The 15,350-nt window shown below is 38.2% G+C and carries 18 protein-coding genes; 1 reads left to right on the top strand and 17 read right to left on the bottom strand.

Annotated features, from left to right (window positions below; all coding sequences use genetic code 11):
* Window positions 1–297 precede the first annotated feature (297 nt).
* Together QM867_RS04980 and QM867_RS04975 are read right to left on the bottom strand one after the other, a co-directional pair.
* Window positions 298–585: a hypothetical protein gene (locus tag QM867_RS04980; RefSeq protein WP_001096995.1), complete on the bottom strand. Its 288-nt coding sequence runs from the start codon at window positions 583–585 to the stop codon at window positions 298–300.
* A gap of 181 nt (window positions 586–766) precedes the next feature.
* Window positions 767–1,768 carry a hypothetical protein gene (locus tag QM867_RS04975; protein ID WP_000573156.1) on the bottom strand — a complete coding sequence of 334 codons (1,002 nt, stop codon included), beginning with the start codon at window positions 1,766–1,768 and terminating at the stop codon, window positions 767–769.
* A gap of 74 nt (window positions 1,769–1,842) precedes the next feature.
* Here QM867_RS04975 and QM867_RS04970 point away from each other — a divergent pair, with 74 nt between their 5' ends.
* Window positions 1,843–2,802 carry a hypothetical protein gene (locus tag QM867_RS04970; RefSeq protein ID WP_000009937.1) on the top strand — a complete coding sequence of 320 codons (960 nt, stop codon included), beginning with the start codon at window positions 1,843–1,845 and terminating at the stop codon, window positions 2,800–2,802.
* Here the strand turns inward: QM867_RS04970 and QM867_RS04965 are convergent.
* The 15 genes from QM867_RS04965 to QM867_RS04895 form a co-directional block, all read right to left on the bottom strand.
* Entirely contained in the window at window positions 2,788–3,039 is a 252-nt protein-coding gene (locus tag QM867_RS04965) for a hypothetical protein (RefSeq protein WP_000436118.1), read from the bottom strand. The two genes, QM867_RS04970 and QM867_RS04965, sit on opposite strands and share 15 nt — an antisense overlap.
* A gap of 60 nt (window positions 3,040–3,099) precedes the next feature.
* A complete protein-coding gene (locus tag QM867_RS04960) occupies window positions 3,100–3,324 on the bottom strand; it encodes a hypothetical protein (protein WP_000284341.1) in 225 nt (74 codons plus the stop codon).
* A gap of 9 nt (window positions 3,325–3,333) precedes the next feature.
* Window positions 3,334–3,564 carry a hypothetical protein gene (locus QM867_RS04955; protein WP_000167063.1) on the bottom strand — a complete coding sequence of 77 codons (231 nt, stop codon included), beginning with the start codon at window positions 3,562–3,564 and terminating at the stop codon, window positions 3,334–3,336.
* Window positions 3,557–4,003 carry a thioredoxin domain-containing protein gene (locus QM867_RS04950; protein ID WP_000661092.1) on the bottom strand — a complete coding sequence of 149 codons (447 nt, stop codon included), beginning with the start codon at window positions 4,001–4,003 and terminating at the stop codon, window positions 3,557–3,559. The genes QM867_RS04955 and QM867_RS04950 overlap by 8 nt, the downstream gene beginning before the upstream one ends.
* Complete coding sequence (locus QM867_RS04945) at window positions 4,000–4,422, bottom strand: hypothetical protein (RefSeq protein ID WP_001292117.1); 423 nt, start codon at window positions 4,420–4,422, stop codon at window positions 4,000–4,002. The genes QM867_RS04950 and QM867_RS04945 overlap by 4 nt, the downstream gene beginning before the upstream one ends.
* Window positions 4,423–4,437: 15 nt before the next feature.
* A complete protein-coding gene (locus QM867_RS04940) occupies window positions 4,438–4,641 on the bottom strand; it encodes a hypothetical protein (RefSeq protein ID WP_000878299.1) in 204 nt (67 codons plus the stop codon).
* An 8-nt stretch (window positions 4,642–4,649) separates the two neighbouring features.
* Complete coding sequence (locus QM867_RS04935) at window positions 4,650–4,811, bottom strand: hypothetical protein (protein ID WP_000600806.1); 162 nt, start codon at window positions 4,809–4,811, stop codon at window positions 4,650–4,652.
* Between the two features lie 88 nt (window positions 4,812–4,899).
* Window positions 4,900–6,402, bottom strand: a complete 1,503-nt coding sequence (locus QM867_RS04930) for a primase C-terminal domain-containing protein (protein WP_414315270.1) — start codon at window positions 6,400–6,402, stop codon at window positions 4,900–4,902.
* A 31-nt stretch (window positions 6,403–6,433) separates the two neighbouring features.
* Entirely contained in the window at window positions 6,434–6,679 is a 246-nt protein-coding gene (locus QM867_RS04925) for a hypothetical protein (protein WP_000601796.1), read from the bottom strand.
* A gap of 223 nt (window positions 6,680–6,902) precedes the next feature.
* Window positions 6,903–7,403 carry a hypothetical protein gene (locus tag QM867_RS04920; RefSeq protein ID WP_000373371.1) on the bottom strand — a complete coding sequence of 167 codons (501 nt, stop codon included), beginning with the start codon at window positions 7,401–7,403 and terminating at the stop codon, window positions 6,903–6,905.
* 328 nt (window positions 7,404–7,731) lie between these two features.
* Entirely contained in the window at window positions 7,732–9,006 is a 1,275-nt protein-coding gene (locus QM867_RS04915; RefSeq protein ID WP_075232223.1) for a cell division protein FtsQ/DivIB, read from the bottom strand.
* Window positions 9,007–9,015: 9 nt separating this feature from the next.
* Window positions 9,016–10,074 carry a UDP-N-acetylglucosamine--N-acetylmuramyl-(pentapeptide) pyrophosphoryl-undecaprenol N-acetylglucosamine transferase gene (locus QM867_RS04910; RefSeq protein ID WP_414315269.1) on the bottom strand — a complete coding sequence of 353 codons (1,059 nt, stop codon included), beginning with the start codon at window positions 10,072–10,074 and terminating at the stop codon, window positions 9,016–9,018.
* Window position 10,075: 1 nt separating this feature from the next.
* Window positions 10,076–11,428: a UDP-N-acetylmuramoyl-L-alanine--D-glutamate ligase gene (gene murD / locus QM867_RS04905; protein WP_414315268.1), complete on the bottom strand. Its 1,353-nt coding sequence runs from the start codon at window positions 11,426–11,428 to the stop codon at window positions 10,076–10,078.
* 95 nt (window positions 11,429–11,523) lie between these two features.
* Entirely contained in the window at window positions 11,524–14,229 is a 2,706-nt protein-coding gene (locus QM867_RS04900) for an FtsX-like permease family protein (RefSeq protein ID WP_414315267.1), read from the bottom strand.
* 1 nt (window position 14,230) lies between these two features.
* Window positions 14,231–14,932, bottom strand: coding sequence for an ABC transporter ATP-binding protein (locus QM867_RS04895; protein WP_414315266.1), 702 nt, complete (start codon window positions 14,930–14,932; stop codon window positions 14,231–14,233).
* Window positions 14,933–15,350: the final 418 nt, after the last annotated feature.

Below are 15,350 nucleotides of genomic sequence, written 5' to 3'. Positions count from 1 at the left end.
CGATACGGTTCTATTTTTGCGGTTTTTCAACACACTAACACACACAGAGGGACTAAGGTCCTTTTTAGGTGTGTTGTGGTAGAAAAGAGCATAAGGGAAACTGATATCACGTTCCGTGATATGTTGATAGTATCAACGTTTCCAATGATATCAATTTTCTCGGTTTCACCTACTTACACACACAAGCTATACTTACCTTTACACACTTTATAGGTGTTATACTTACACTGTTTTTATTCTTTACATACTTTTACATACACCATTTTTGACTTTATTTAGAAGTTCAAAACTCAAAAATTAAGACTGATTTTCAGCTGGAAGAGAGCCTTCTTCACGATTTTTCTTCGCTGCTAAACGTTGTTCTTTTTCCTCTTCTTTGATGAGACCTAGTTCCATTTTTAACTCTTCAAAAATCGATTCATACGACTGATTTTTATTTTTCTTCAATTGAATTTGAACATAGATTTTACCAATTTGTTTTTGAAGATTCTCTTCTGCTTCTTTACGTTCCTTTTCCAAAAGGGCAACTTTTTTCTTTGCCTCTTCTAGTTGATTATCAATTTTTGTTAAATCATTTTTAGCCATGATTACTTCTCCTTTTTATTTAATTAATCCAATTGTAACCGAAAATCTCAAATTATTTTTTAAAGGGACAATCATAAAAAATAAATCCCCTTAATTCAAAAATTAAGGAGATTTTTGACTGCTATTTGTTGGTAAACACAAACTCGCTCATCATCGAAAATGCGCTCTTTGTTTCACTTTTTTAATTCATTTCTACAGTTTCAATAGGATTTGAAAATTCAAATGTTCCATCTTTGACTGCCTGTTTTTTCTTATCCAAAGACTCTAATTTAGCCTTTAACTTCTCAATGTTTTTATAAGCTGTTTCAATAGTTCTGTTCTTCGTTTCGATATTTGTATCCAGCGTAGCAATATTCTTTTGATTGGCTTCGAGATCATCACCTGTTAGATATTTTGCTTCCGCTTGAAGACTCGCTTTTCGTGAATTATCATCTTCAATTGATTCCTTTAATTGAGCAATTGAGGTTGTCAATTTTTGAGACTGTTCATTCTGGAAATTGATCTCTTTTTCTATTTCCTGAAGAGTAAATTCTTCTCTGGAGACAACCTCAATAGCTTTAATTTCAAGCTGAGTATTTTGAGGAGTTACAAAAAATTGTACAGTGTCATCTTCTTCAGATTTCTTCTGAGAAACCTTTTTAGAATCACTGGATGGCGATGAAATATTCACATCAATTGAACTAGAAGCGACTGTCTGATTTGTCACATCGATCGCAAATGCACCAAAATTTTTCGGAACTCCTTTAATAATAACTGATACTTTATTATCAATGATTGGGACAACATCCATTTCTATTTTTGAATCTTTATGTTGCGCATAAAGTTTCCATTTCAATCGTTTGGCATCGATGCCCCGATCTATCGAAGTCGTAGCATCTTTCGTCTCAAATTGTAAAACAATAATTCCAGTATCTGGTGAATATTCCTGGCTGACCAGTTTCATCTCACCACTGCCATTCGCAAAAATCTGCTTTGTTTTGAGTTGTTCTGAAGTATAAGTTTGTCTTTGTGGCGAGAAAATTGCTCCCATCAAAAGGGTCAACCAGGTCACAAACAACATTGAGAAAATAACTAGTTTTCTCTTAATAATATTCTCTTGAAACCAAACTTTAATCTTAATAAATGGTTTCAAAATTGGGCTAGATTTTATCTTTTCAATCCATCGTTTTGCTGTCTCTATCATGATAGATTTATCCTTTCTATTCTATGTGAAATAATGATAAAATAAAATAAAAATTATTAGTGAGGTAATTATTTATGTCTTTTCAATCTGCTTATAGTTTAGAATTAAAACAACACGTAACTCCAAAAGAAGCCTTTGATTTTTCCTGTTCTCTAATCGGAACTCCTAATCATTTAACTGATGCCAAAAAATTTCAATGTGGAGAAAAATGCTCCTTCAAATTAACCTTAGCTAACTTCAATAATCCAGACTTTAATAAAACTCCCTATTTTACTCCTGGGGCAAGAAATCAAAAACATGACCCTAATAATTGTCAACGTATGATTGAACATTATCAACAAAGGGAACAAGAAGTAACGTCTGAAAATCATATCTCTTTTTATCGTGAGAAAAATAAACTGATTATTGACTTAGACCTTGTTAAAGGGAGCTTGGCTACTATAACTAAACCTAGACAGAAAGACGAATCCAATTTTTCTTCTGAGTCAAATAAAGATGAAATTCATCGTCAGAGCTCTCATTCCTCTCGTACTGATGAGGACAAGAGGACTTTCCGTAGCCATGTGAAACAACTCAGAGACTTAGTCAATTATTTTTTAGAATACCAGTCTGGAGAGAAGTATACATTCTATGATAAATATAAAAGAGAAATCCAACTCGAAAGATACTTTGTCAATCTAAAAGAAGCAAACCAAAGAGGAATAAACCTAGAAGATGTTCATATCTATTATGATACTGCAACAGTAAAGTCTATTGACAACAAAGAGAACCCTGAAAAAAGTTATTTTTTAGTTAGATTCCATAGTTTATGCACAATTGAACAAGACTCTAATTATCCAACTATAACGATTAACAAAAGCCTCGCTAGCCATCATGGAGTTAAAGGAAAGCTGAAAATATTAGAAAAAGCATCAAAAGATAAACAACCTCTTAAACTATTTTACTTTGGAAAGTTTGTTAAGCATAGTTCTAAGAAATACATTAATCCCGACGTAAGCTATGAAGATATTTTGGACTATTTAGTCATCAGTTAATATTTCAAAATCTAACAATTCTTGATAAGTGAACTCTATAATTTTGTATGAACCAATAAATCTAAAATTCTCTAGAAAATGATTTTCAACAGCTTCCCTAGCTTCCTCAAAACTATTAAAAACTCTTGTACCGCTGATTTCGTCTGACCAAGCTAATTGACCATTTTTTTGTTGGACTAACCAGACACTTTTTCCAACATTGATTTGCATAAGAACAGCGTAATATTTTTGTTCCATATTCTTATTTTCACCTTTCTAATTCTACATAGTATCTATTTATGGTTTTATAATAATGGCTTATCTCTGATTCCCATGCTTCTTATATCCTTTCCAAATAAATGAAACCTTACTTTTCGGCCAAACACTTTTTAGTAACATTAAGAACGCTAATGGCAGCCTTTTCGTTTTAATTTCATTTCCAAAGTTATCACATATAGTTATCCTGAAGAGCGGTACAAACCAGATCGCAATCAAGATAGTTCCAACCACGCCATGCGCAATAGCATTTAAAATTTGATACATACTGTCTCCTTAAATACAACCTAACTTTTCAGGTGCCAAATCCAATGTTAGCCAAAGAGCCTCATCTTGAGAAATATGTGTTAGTCTTCCTCCCTCATCATTAAAACGATGTAGGGTAAACGTTCCGTCTGATAATTTTCCTAAAACAACCATTCCTTCATTTGTCCTAGTACGCCATAGTTCACAATCATTTTGAAAGGCTGTCTCGGCCCATTTACTTAGCTTTACCCTTTTAGTCATTTATGGCCTCCTGAATACTTTTCTCATCTGCTACAATCTTTTCCTCTGAATCTCTTGAAGCATATAGATATTTCTTTATTTTTCCCTTACGAATCTTAATGATAGTTGCAGCTTTTTCAACCTGGTATTTTTCTACCAACTTTTGACCTTCTTCTGTCTGAGTGTCAATGTAAAATGTAGGATAGGAACCTTTATTGGCTGCATCTACAACCACACTTTTTCCAACCTGACAGTAAGGACAATCTTTTTTATAAAATACTAGATTTACATTTTGATCAAGTACAGTATTCTGGTATTCCTTCTGAGTAAGGTGAGGATCATAATCTAAGATAAAATAATCTTTATACAGCCTATATCCTCCTAAAACTGCGAGACTCACAAGTAAAATGACAAGAAGAGTCCCTAGAGCTAACTTAACATGCGTAAAAAGCTCTTTCATCCTATCTCCTCCTCATCCATAAAATCAAATATGGAACCTTGAACATAATCAATCTTGGCCAATTCTTTTATTTCTAATTTCAAGTTAGTGAACGTTGTCATCACTTCTTGAAAGAGTAAAGGATCAAATTCCTCGGAATCCAATACACGGACAATTGGCAACATTGGATAATGATCTCTCAACTCCTCCTGCAGGTAATCTGAAATCATTTTATCATTCGAGATAACACTATCTACTCTAATGATCGCTGGAATGCTAGAAATACTCTCCTCGTTTTGATAAAAAGTTAAAGCCACATCCCCTGCAGAAACAGACTCAAATTTTAAATTATCCGATGAAAGCTTAAAATAATAAGCCAATGGTTCCTGACCAACCCCTGTTAGGTAGTATCCTCTAATGATTTTGAATAACTCTGACATCGACCTTTCTCCTTCCTAACAAACTTTTAAAAGTCTAAACGGAGCTTGATACACGTCAGGATAGTGAATCAATCTCTTTTTTCTTTGTTCAGGAAGTGGTTTACGGTAATGTTTTTGAAGATACTGAAAAGCTAGTCCCAAGGTATCAAAAACTAAAACTTTATTCTCCCCATTACAAATATAGTCACCTAATTCAAAACTGAAAATTACGTACTTCATTCTTCTTCTCACTTTCTATTTTGACCAATCATTGCCAATCGATCTGTCTCTAATTCAGAATCATATCCGTTTTCAAAACGAACTTGTTGACGAATCCCTATAAGTGAGAGAACTAAGAAAAGTCCTCCTACAAATATAAGGCTAAAGAATCCAACTAAAATCAAAATCATATCATTCCTCCATAGATTATTTTATATACATTTATATCTGAGCAATAATCGTAGATATAAATGTAAGGCAGATTGCGGGTTTTTAAAATTATCCAATATCAAGCTCAAATAAAGATAGTTGTTGTGTTTGTTTAAAGCCATCTTTAACCCTTTCTATCACTCTCTGAGTGAACTCTATACTTTCTTCAAAGAAAGCAGCAATATTGGCCATATAAGCCTCCTGACGTTCTTTCTTCACCTTGATAAGGGAAAGCAAGATTGCTTTGATAGAGGCTAATCTGATGCCTCCTCCACGGCCGTGTTTGACTGTGAAGAAGATCTTTTGTTCTGTTTTGAGAACCTTCAATACTTTGTCTAATGAGCGCTCAGGAATGTTCAACTTCTCTCGTATCTCTTTTTTCGTCGTCTGGATAAATGGATCCTCGGATTGATAGAAACCTTCTAAATAAGCCATTACGTCTGTTTTCCATTCATAGAGATGACTATTCTTCCTGTCAGCACGTTTCTTCTTAAATTTGTACCAACGTTGCTTCACAAAGAGATCTGAAGCCTTGAGTTCCTGATTGACCCATGCTTTACATAAAGTCATCACATAATCACGACTAGCAGCTTCATATTTTCCTGAGTAGGCGCTTGTGATAATCTTATGATATTCAGCTGAAGAGAGTGGTTCGTCTAGATTTGCATTAAAACTAGAAAGAACCTCCTCACACTCTTCCTGATCGATTCCTGAAGAGAAGTTGGCTAAAGCCAGCGTGAAAAGAACGTTGTTTCTTCCCATCAAGGCTTTTCCACCTTTGATATTCCCCTCTCTCATCAGCAATTGATACCAGGGCTCATCAATCTGTTTCACCCCTTCAGAGCCCGAAATAACCGTCAAATTGGGCTTTTTAGTTGGGAAAGGAAGTTCTGATTGCTTCATTGACCAATCTAACCACTCCTGGAATGAATAGGTATAGTCAGGTTCAAAGAATTCGACATTATCGGTTCGAGGAATACGAGCAATCCCAAAATGGTTACAAGTCAAATCTACTGGTAAAGTTTGAGCAAAGTAATTTCTCAAATTTTGAGAGATAGCTTTAGCCACCTTTACCACTCGAAATTGGGAATGAGCTGTAACATAGGCTGATCCTGATAGGACAAAATAGGCTTGAAATCCCTTATCAGATTTTAGAATCAACGTTGGCATAAAACCTAGCTCCAGAGAAGCGGTTAAAATATCTCCTGTCGTCATTTCTTCAGCTGCAGAGGTAATATCGAAGTCAATGTAGAATGTGTTAATCTGTCTAAGATTATCTTCAGAGTGCCCACGTGTAATCCGTCGACCAGCATCGCTATAGCTTCCATAGCAATATACGTTAGGGGTCCAGTGTGTAAACTGATCCTGATTCTCCAGCAATGATTCGATAGAGGTTAAAACAACACCACGTGCCTTCACCATATTCGCTTTTGAACGATAAGCAAATACAGAGCCTCTTCTTCCTTCTTCAGCTGAAGAGATGAGCTGTAGATGACTATTCTTAAATTTTTGTGTTCTTAATCCGTCTTTTGTGATGATGGATAAGCATTTTAATAAATCAATCTTTTTCATGGTTTTTAGGACTCTCATATCCCTTCACTAGTTATAGTTTGAAGTCAAGTACACTTATAATATATGGCGCCAACTCATTATATGAGAAGTAAATCATTGCCCCTCCTACCAAAATTAAAAATATACTTAACATCCATTCCCAAGGACTTAGAGACAAAAAGAAATCTTTCTCACCACTCCAGCCAAGTCTAATGTCTGTATTTTTAGCTATGATAAATACTCCATTGAACGAAATGCACACTCCTATAATAAACAATACAATAAACAACAAAATCATATAATTTCCTCCTATGTTCATTCTCATTTATTCAACAATTCTTCTGATAACAACCTGGTCTGTAATAAACTTTTGTCTGACAAGATTCATCATTAAATCCATAAAAACAGTGACTACACAGCGTTCTGTTTTTATCTACCCACCAGCAAGGACCATACTTTTCATCGATACAAGGTGTAACCCAGTTGCAAGCACATCGTCTACAAATTCCAGTTTCCATTTTCTATCCCTCGTTTATTCTCATGCTTTTAGGTAGCTTTTTACTCGGTAAGCAGCAACCTTCAGATAAGTCCCCTTTGCTATAAAATTCAGGACTACTTGTCATTACATGGTCACTTCTTCTCCAGCCTCTACGAAGTTGTTTGTAAGATAAAGAAACACGCTTCTCAATTTCTTTAAAACTAAATCCCAACTTCAAATATGTTGTTACAATAGTAGTAGCATGTTCTTTGGACTCTTCGCTTCTTGTTCTTCGCTGAAAGTTAATCTGCTTATCTTCTTCATTTAATGCTATCTGATAATCAATAAACAACTTCCGCATTTCCATAATTTTATGTTGCCAGGCCAAACTGTAAGGCTGCCCTGAATATCGATTCACTAAGTCCTTCACGGGTTGTTTAAATTTCAGCTGAAGAGGATCGAATTCCCCAAGGTCAGAAAAGGGATCAATGAAACCTAATGGTTCGCTTTGAATTAATTCATTGTATAGCGCTTCTCTGTCCATCCTAATATATCTCCTTCTGTTAAATGCACGTCATTGAGTCAAATAAGCTTAACTGGATGGTTGTAGGCGCTTGTTCGCTGTTTCCATTCTTATCATGATCGATAACGTCAAAGATTTCTAACGTGTCTAAATTCATTACAATCTCTAATCCTAACATCGTTGAACTCCTTTCAAATAGAATTTTAAGCGAACAAAAAAGAGAACAGATTTCTCTGTTCTCCTAAAAATATTGAATTATTTGATTTTCTAAAAACTCTTACCACTTACCTAGTATCCGAAGAACTTTAAAGCCAAGACTCACAATCAAGCAGATAGAATGTTCTCAAGTTTAGCGACTCTGTGATTGTTGAGTTGTTTGGTTTTGATTACCCTGTTCCTCTTGTTTTTTCTTTTCTTCTTCCAGCTTTTTCTTCTCCTCTTCTTTGGCCTTGATTCTTTCGTCCTCAAGTGCCTTGTCCGCCAAGCTATAACTATAGATCCCAACTTCCATATCAATACCACTTGGTACTGTTAATTGAGGTTTAATCTTACTATAGTAAGGCAATTTTTTACCTAGTTCTGATAGAGGAACCAAAACTTCATCCGTATCATTCATGGTAATCTTGAGAAGATCATTAGTTACACTAGTTGGAGCCAATTCAATCGTCTTGATAGCTTGCTTAATCTCTGGGCTGACTTCAGCTAATTGTTCAATCAAGGTTTTAACTTGCTGCTCATCGTTAAAGAGTACAGACATATAGGTTTCCGGAAGACTGACTAGACTAACTGGACTAGTTTCCACCGTCCCACTAGAAAGAATCGGATAATGGTCCTCTCCAGAAACATAATAGGCTATAATCCCGTATTCCTTGACCTGGATGGTGAAATTGGTCGGGAATTGATAGTGAATGCTAGCAGATTCAATCCAGTGATTGGACTTAATCATCTCAGCATGTTTGTCTTTATTGAGGAGCAGACCAAAGGTATAGTCACTATCACGAATCCCTGAAGCCTCTTTGATTTGGTCTGCATTGGTCTCTACCGTACCAGTAACCTCTATGTTTTTCAAAGTTGAGTATGGCGTCAAAAGATAGATGGAAAAGAACAAGACAAGCAAACTTGGGATTAGAATCGTAACAGCACGCCAGATATGAACACTTGGAATAGAAGGCTTAACAATCTTTTCCTTAGACTTAGTTCTCTTTTCTTCTACTTTTGTTTCTTCAGATTTTTCGTCCTCTTCTTCTACTTGTTCTGTCTCAGCAGTTTCCTCCTCATTTTCAAGCGAGGACTGGTCTTCTGCACTCTCCTTCTGCTCTTCAGGATTAGAATCTGAATCATCTTCCTCCTCAGTGTCCTCAGATAAGTCTGACTCTTGTTCTTCCTCGGTCTCTTCCTCAGCCTTTTTGCGCAGATATTCACGGTTCTGCTTCTGCCACTCTGATAAAGTGGTTTCTTCTTCCGGAGCTTTTGCAACTTCTTTTTTATTGGTATCTGCTTGGGCCTTTTCTTTGGCTAGTTGGGCCTCTTCTTCAGCTTTTTTTTGAAGATATTCTTGATTTCGTTTTTGCCACTCTGACAATTCCTTGCCTTGAGTTGGCTCTTGTTTCTTATCCTTTGACATCGATTTTCCTTATGATAGATCTTTTTTTAGTAGCGTATAAAAATCCGCCACAGATTTTAATTCATGAGAATTCTTCATCGTGTTCTGGTAGTCTTCCTTGTGGGTCAAAAGCTTGCTTACTTTTTCTTCTAAAGTAGACAAGGTCAAATCGCCCTCTTGCAACTCCTCAGCATAGCCTTTTTTCACAAAGTAAGCCGCATTTTCAATCTGGTCTCCACGGCTAGCTTCACGCCCTAGAGGGACAATGACATGCAATTTAGCCATGGCAAGAAGTTCAAAAATAGTATTGGCGCCACCACGAGTGATGACTACATCAGCCATATTCATGAGCGGTTGATAGAGTTCCGTCGCATAGTCAACACGGTAGAGGTTTGAACTTAGTTCATTTAAACTAGCATCACCTGTTAGGTTGATGATATTATAACGACTAGTCAGCTCTTCCTTGTGGTCTGTGACTAGTTGGTTAAAGACACGCGCCCCAGCAGAACCTCCAACAAAGAGAAGAGTTGGTAACTTGTCGTTGAAAGAAGTTCGGATATCCACCATTTCTTCAGGTTCTTCCATAACTGGACCAGAAACCTTGGTCACAGCTCCTACATGTTCTACCTTAGTGAGACTAGACGCTTGCTCGAAAGTAGAGTACATCTTAGTCGCAAATTTATAGGCGATTTTATTGGCCAATCCCATAGAGAGGTCTGACTCATGGATAAAGACTGGTACTCTGCATACTCGCGCTGCAATAACAGGCGGAACAGATACAAATCCACCCTTAGAAAAGAGGGCTTGTGGACGAACTCGAAGCATGATAAAGAGCGATTGAAGAATTCCAAAAGCAACCTTAAAGACATCAACCATGTTTTGCCATGAGAAATAACGACGTAATTTCCCAGTTGCAATAGAATGGAAGGTCACATCTAGACCCGATTTGAGGATTTCTTGATACTCAATTCCGTTTTTGTCACCAATATAGTGGACTTCCCAGCCATCTTCGATGAACTTAGGCATTAACAAAAGGTTGAGGGTAACGTGTCCAACCGTCCCCCCACCTGTAAATACTATTTTTTTCATATTATCCCTTTAACTCCGCTACAGTGTTGATGAACAGATCTCCACGCACCTCAAAGTTGGCATACATATCCCAGCTAGCATTGGCTGGACTGAGGAGAACCACATCTCCTTCTTCCGCAATTTCATAAGCCTTGCGTGTTGCATCAGCAATATCTGTTGCATCCACATAAGTCACACCAGCCTTATCCGCTGCACGTTTGACACGTTCTGCAGACTCCCCGAGGATGACCATTTTCTTCAGTCCAGTAATATCAGGAACCAATTCGTCAAACTCATTGCCACGGTCCAACCCACCAGCAATCAAGATAACCTTGCTGTTGTCAAATCCAGACAAGGCTTTTTGAGTCGCCAAGATATTGGTTGACTTGCTATCGTTGTAGAATTTTACACCCTTGATTCCATCTACATACTGGAGACGGTGTTTGACTCCACCAAAGGCTGACAAGGTTTCCTTGATAGTTTCATTGTCAACTCCACGAAGCTTAGCAACAACAATGGTTGCAAGGGCATTTTCCACATTGTGGCTACCTGGAACACCAATCTCATCAGCTGCCATGACTTTTTCGCCACGGAAGTAGAGTTGACTATCTTCTAGATAAGCTCCGTCCACCTTTTCAAGTGTTGAGAATGGTACTACAGTCGCGTTTGTCTTTGTAGCAAGCTCTTTAGCTAATTCCTGGTTGAAGTTCAATACTAGGTAATCAGCTGCTGTCATATTGCTTTGGATATTCCACTTGGCTGCTACATAGGCTTCAAAAGAACCGTGATAGTCAATATGGGTTGGCATCAGGTTGGTGATAACAGCAATTTCAGGATGAAATTCTTGGATTCCCATTAGTTGGAAAGAAGAAAGTTCCATCACAAGAGTGTCCTTATCTGTGGCAGTTTGAGCCACTTGACTAGCAGGATAACCAATGTTCCCTGATAAAAGGCCATTTTGCCCAGCTGCAGTCAGAACTTCTCCAATCATAGTGGTGGTCGTAGTCTTGCCATTTGAACCAGTAATACCAACAATCGGTGCATCAGAAATCAAGTAGGCCAACTCAACCTCTGTCAAGACTGGAATGCCTTTTTCTAGCGCTTTTTCAATCATAGGATTGCTATAAGGAATTCCTGGATTTTTTACCATGAGGGCAAAATCTTCATCCAATAATTCCAAAGGATGTCCACCAGTGACAACCTTGATGCCCTCTTCCAAGAGACTTTGCGCAGCTGGATTTTCCTCAAAAGGTTTGCCATCATTTACGGTGACAATGGCACCTAGCTTGTCCAAGAGACGAGCTGCTGACTCACCAGATTTGGCCAAACCTAGGACTAATACTTTCTTATTTTCAAATTGATCAATTCGTTTCATATCTAGAACTCCATTTCTACTCTTACTATTTTACCATTTTTATGAAAATAAAAAAGCCACAAAGGGCTTTCTTATTTGTTTTTGTCCTCTACCAATTATTCTACAGACTTGAGGGCTTCTAACATATCCACCTTTCGGAGATAATGATTGACAAAAACTCCTAGGATGGTCAAAATGACACTGACAGCTAGAACTGGGATGAGATAAACTTCCCAGCCGACCTTGGGTTGAAAACGGAAGGTACCGGGTGCGATCATCTGAATGAGAAATTGATGGAGATAAAAGCCTGATACCAATCCTACAATCATTCCAATTAGTGACAATAGGATGGTTTCCCGATATATGTAAAGGGTCACTTCTTTGTTATGAAAACCAAGAACCTTGATGGTTGAGAGTTCCCGAATCCGTTCAGCAACATTGATATTGGTCAAATTATAGAGAATCACGATGGCTAGTAGCACCGATACCAGCACCAAAATCGCCATGGTGTGATTCAGAGAATTAGCAAAACTTTCAAAGAGCTGAATGGTGGAGGCGTTTTGAACGAGGCCACTGACAGCCGCCTGGTCCATAAATTCTCCTGCGACTCTTTCAGTATTGCCTTCACTTTTATCCTTGAGTTGGACTAGATAGGTATTCATCTTAGGAGTTTGACCATATATCTCCTCATAGGTCGCCTGATTCATATAAACAAAATGGCCTACGTAGTGCTCGGTAATGGCTCCAACCTTAAAGGTTTTCCCATCTATTGTAAAGTTGTCACCAAGGGAAACTCCTGCCAACTGGGCTAATTTTTCAGTTAGAACAAGTCCGTTAGATAAGCTCAGTTTTTCCCCATTTCTTTCTAGGAGGACAAAGGGAGCCAGATCATCTTGATCCGTTACCATGATGGTCACGGTTTGAACACCTGCCTTGCCAGCATACTTTTCCTCAACCTGTTTGGAAGAAATTAAACGATAGTTTTCAACTTCATCACTCTGCAATTTTTCTTCTAGCTTTGCCTTATCAGAATCTGAAGCTCGAGAATTGACAGAGAGAACCATCTGGTATTGTTGCAAATCCTTAAACTGCCTGTCAGCAACTCCTACCACAGAAGATTGGATACCAAGCCCTGCAAAGAGGAGGGCTACTGAACCTGCGACCCCAAAAATAGTCATCAGCATGCGTTGTTTGTAACGGAAAATGTTGCGAGCTGTAACTTTTTGGGTAAAGCTCAAATGAGACCAGATAAAGGTGATGCGCTCCAAGAGAATCTTTGAGCCCTTGACTGGTGGCTTGGGTAGTAATAATTGCGCTGCTTCTTCATGCAACTCTCTGCGAGATACAAGGTAGGCAGGTAAAACGCTAGCTACTAAGCTTAGACCCAGAGCTAAGCAACTATAGGTCCAATAGAAATACTGCTGACTCTCACCAACGATCATTCGTTCAGTGATGATATGCGAGATTGTGGGTGCTAAGACATAATGACCAATCAGAATTCCCAAAAGGGTGCCAAGAGTACCAGCAACTAGACCGTAAATCACAAACTTAGCAATGATATCCTTACTATGGTAGCCTAAAGCCTTAAAGATACCAGCATTGGTCCTTTCCTCGTCTACAAATCGTGTCATGGTGGTAAAGGTAACCATGGCTGCTACGGCATAGAGAACAACTGGAAAAATATTCCCTACGGCACGAATACTCATGGCCGAGTTACTATACATGAGATAACCTTGACCAGTTGGAGAACTCTTTCGATTGTAGACATGATAGCTTGGCTCTGTCAGAGCATTGACTTCATCCTGACTGGTCTGCCATTTAGCCTTTTCGTTAGTAAGATCTGTTTCGGCTTGGCTCAGCTTTTCCTGTTCCTGCTTCAGTTGCTTTTTTGCTTCTTCTAACTGACTAGATGCTTGACTTTTTTGTGGTTCTGGTAGTTGGCTCACTTGATTTTCTTGAGCTTGTAGACGCGTTTCGACTTCCTGCAGGCGTTTCTTGCCAGCTGTCAAGTTGGTCTCTGCCTCGTCTAGTTGTTTCTTGCCCTCATCAAGGGACTCTTGGGCATCCTTCTTCATTTTCTCTAGCCGCGCTTGTCCATTATCAGCAACTAGTTCCTTTAAAGTCTCCTCTTCTTCCTCTAGCTTTTTTTCGTAATCACTAGAGAAAGGATTGACATCTGTTAGACTAGCAAAACGCAAGCGGGCAATCGTGTATACAGAGCTCTTAAAATTTTCTTCAGTTACGACAGCGTAAGCTGCTAGATTTCCATTACCACTGACTGAACTCCCCATATCTGATTTTGAAAAAATATCTGGTGAGTGGACAAAGCCTGTAATGGTATAACTATCTCGCTTCAACTGAGAATTGCTGCCCTTCTTTTGACTCAAATGAATGACTTGACCAATCTGATAGCGATCTTTCCAAAAGTCCGCCAAGGCTAATTCATCTTCTTTTTCAGGCAAACGACCTTCCGTTACTTGAAATTTTGAAATCTTATCAGTATTTGAAAAGATTCGTATGGCATCTTCACTGTTTGCCAGAGTCAAATCTGTCATATAACCAAATTCGACATCTGCTCCTGATAGAGTTTGTAATTCTTCCTGGTCTGCCTGATCTAGACCATAATCTGCTATGACGGTCATATCTGCCGCATTAGTATCTTTCAGATAAGCCCAAGCTGTTCGCTCCATATTAGGACTAGCAACCTTGAGACCAACCACGGCTAAAGAACCTAACATCATTAGTGTTAGGATGGATAAAAACCGTCCCTTTGAACCTGTGAAAGACTGGAGCAGGTCTTTCCAATATGTCTTTCTTTTCATCTCAATACTCCAAATCATCAATATCCTGTGGTTGAGGATTGAGGACAACACTCTTGACACTGGCATCATGCATCTGAATCACCCGATCAGCTATAGGAGCTATCGAGGCATTGTGGGTCACAATGATAACGGTAGCCCCCTTCTTACGTGACATATCTTGAAGAATCTTTAGAACTTGCTTACCAGTCTGGTAGTCCAAAGCTCCTGTTGGTTCATCACAAAGGAGAATTTTGGGATTTTTAGCCACGGCTCGAGCAATGGATACCCGTTGTTGCTCACCGCCTGACAGCTGAGCTGGAAAATTATTGAGACGGTGCCCTAAGCCTACATCCTTGAGAACCTGCTCAGGATCCAAGGCATCGGCAACAATTTCTGAAGCTAGCTCAACATTTTCCTTAGCAGTCAAGTTAGAAACCAAATTGTAAAACTGAAAGACAAAGCCAACGTCATCTCTACGATAGTTAGTTCTCTGATGAGAAGTGAAATTCGAGATATTGGTCCCATCAATCCAGACTTGCCCTTCATCGTTTGTATCCATACCACCTAGAATATTCAAAACTGTTGACTTCCCTGCACCAGATGACCCAAGGATAATGACTAGTTCTCCCTTTTCAATCTCGAAGTTGACATCTCGATTTGCTACAATTTCCGTATCTCCAGTATGATACCTCTTATAGCTGTTTTTCATTTCAATATAAGCCATCCTATCTCCTCCTCTTCTCCTATTTTCATCTTTATTATAACTCTTTTGAGGAGAGAAAGAAAGCTTATCCCTGTAGACTTTAGAGAGATTTTCAAAGTCCTCAGATGAGCTGAATTCAAGTCAGTATAGCCATGCCTTACTCACCATGTTTCTGAGGCAATTCCTCTAGTTTGTTATTTTAGTTTTTTGTCGAATATCATCTCTGGTCTTCTTTTGCAATTAATTGTTTAGATAAAAAAGCGAACAAGACCAGCTTCTGTTTATCAGAAAACTAGTTTTGTCCGCTTTTTATTGGCTCATTGTCAACTGTAGTGGGTTGAATAAAAACTAACATCTGGAGAGGACAATTGATGTCCTCTTCATTTTTATATTCAGAGCGATGAAAATTCGTTTCTTAAAGTTGTCAAAGTTCCGAAAT

The sequence above is a fragment of the Streptococcus infantis genome, from assembly GCF_047463635.1.
GTDB classification, from domain to species: Bacteria; Bacillota; Bacilli; order Lactobacillales; family Streptococcaceae; genus Streptococcus; species Streptococcus infantis_W.
The sequence above is the reverse complement of the archived record's forward strand: the minus strand, read 5'-3'. Positions and strand labels throughout refer to the sequence as shown.

Coding starts and splice junctions, on each gene's coding strand:
- QM867_RS04980 (WP_001096995.1), bottom strand. CDS start 585: ATGGCTAAAAATGATTTAACAAAAATTGATAATCAACTAGAAGAGGCA.
- QM867_RS04975 (WP_000573156.1), bottom strand. CDS start 1,768: ATGATAGAGACAGCAAAACGATGGATTGAAAAGATAAAATCTAGCCCA.
- QM867_RS04970 (WP_000009937.1), top strand. CDS start 1,843: ATGTCTTTTCAATCTGCTTATAGTTTAGAATTAAAACAACACGTAACT.
- QM867_RS04965 (WP_000436118.1), bottom strand. CDS start 3,039: ATGGAACAAAAATATTACGCTGTTCTTATGCAAATCAATGTTGGAAAA.
- QM867_RS04960 (WP_000284341.1), bottom strand. CDS start 3,324: ATGTATCAAATTTTAAATGCTATTGCGCATGGCGTGGTTGGAACTATC.
- QM867_RS04955 (WP_000167063.1), bottom strand. CDS start 3,564: ATGACTAAAAGGGTAAAGCTAAGTAAATGGGCCGAGACAGCCTTTCAA.
- QM867_RS04950 (WP_000661092.1), bottom strand. CDS start 4,003: ATGAAAGAGCTTTTTACGCATGTTAAGTTAGCTCTAGGGACTCTTCTT.
- QM867_RS04945 (WP_001292117.1), bottom strand. CDS start 4,422: ATGTCAGAGTTATTCAAAATCATTAGAGGATACTACCTAACAGGGGTT.
- QM867_RS04940 (WP_000878299.1), bottom strand. CDS start 4,641: ATGAAGTACGTAATTTTCAGTTTTGAATTAGGTGACTATATTTGTAAT.
- QM867_RS04935 (WP_000600806.1), bottom strand. CDS start 4,811: ATGATTTTGATTTTAGTTGGATTCTTTAGCCTTATATTTGTAGGAGGA.
- QM867_RS04930 (WP_414315270.1), bottom strand. CDS start 6,402: ATGAAAAAGATTGATTTATTAAAATGCTTATCCATCATCACAAAAGAC.
- QM867_RS04925 (WP_000601796.1), bottom strand. CDS start 6,679: ATGATTTTGTTGTTTATTGTATTGTTTATTATAGGAGTGTGCATTTCG.
- QM867_RS04920 (WP_000373371.1), bottom strand. CDS start 7,403: ATGGACAGAGAAGCGCTATACAATGAATTAATTCAAAGCGAACCATTA.
- QM867_RS04915 (WP_075232223.1), bottom strand. CDS start 9,006: ATGTCAAAGGATAAGAAACAAGAGCCAACTCAAGGCAAGGAATTGTCA.
- QM867_RS04910 (WP_414315269.1), bottom strand. CDS start 10,074: ATGAAAAAAATAGTATTTACAGGTGGGGGGACGGTTGGACACGTTACC.
- murD (WP_414315268.1), bottom strand. CDS start 11,428: ATGAAACGAATTGATCAATTTGAAAATAAGAAAGTATTAGTCCTAGGT.
- QM867_RS04900 (WP_414315267.1), bottom strand. CDS start 14,229: ATGAAAAGAAAGACATATTGGAAAGACCTGCTCCAGTCTTTCACAGGT.
- QM867_RS04895 (WP_414315266.1), bottom strand. CDS start 14,932: ATGGCTTATATTGAAATGAAAAACAGCTATAAGAGGTATCATACTGGA.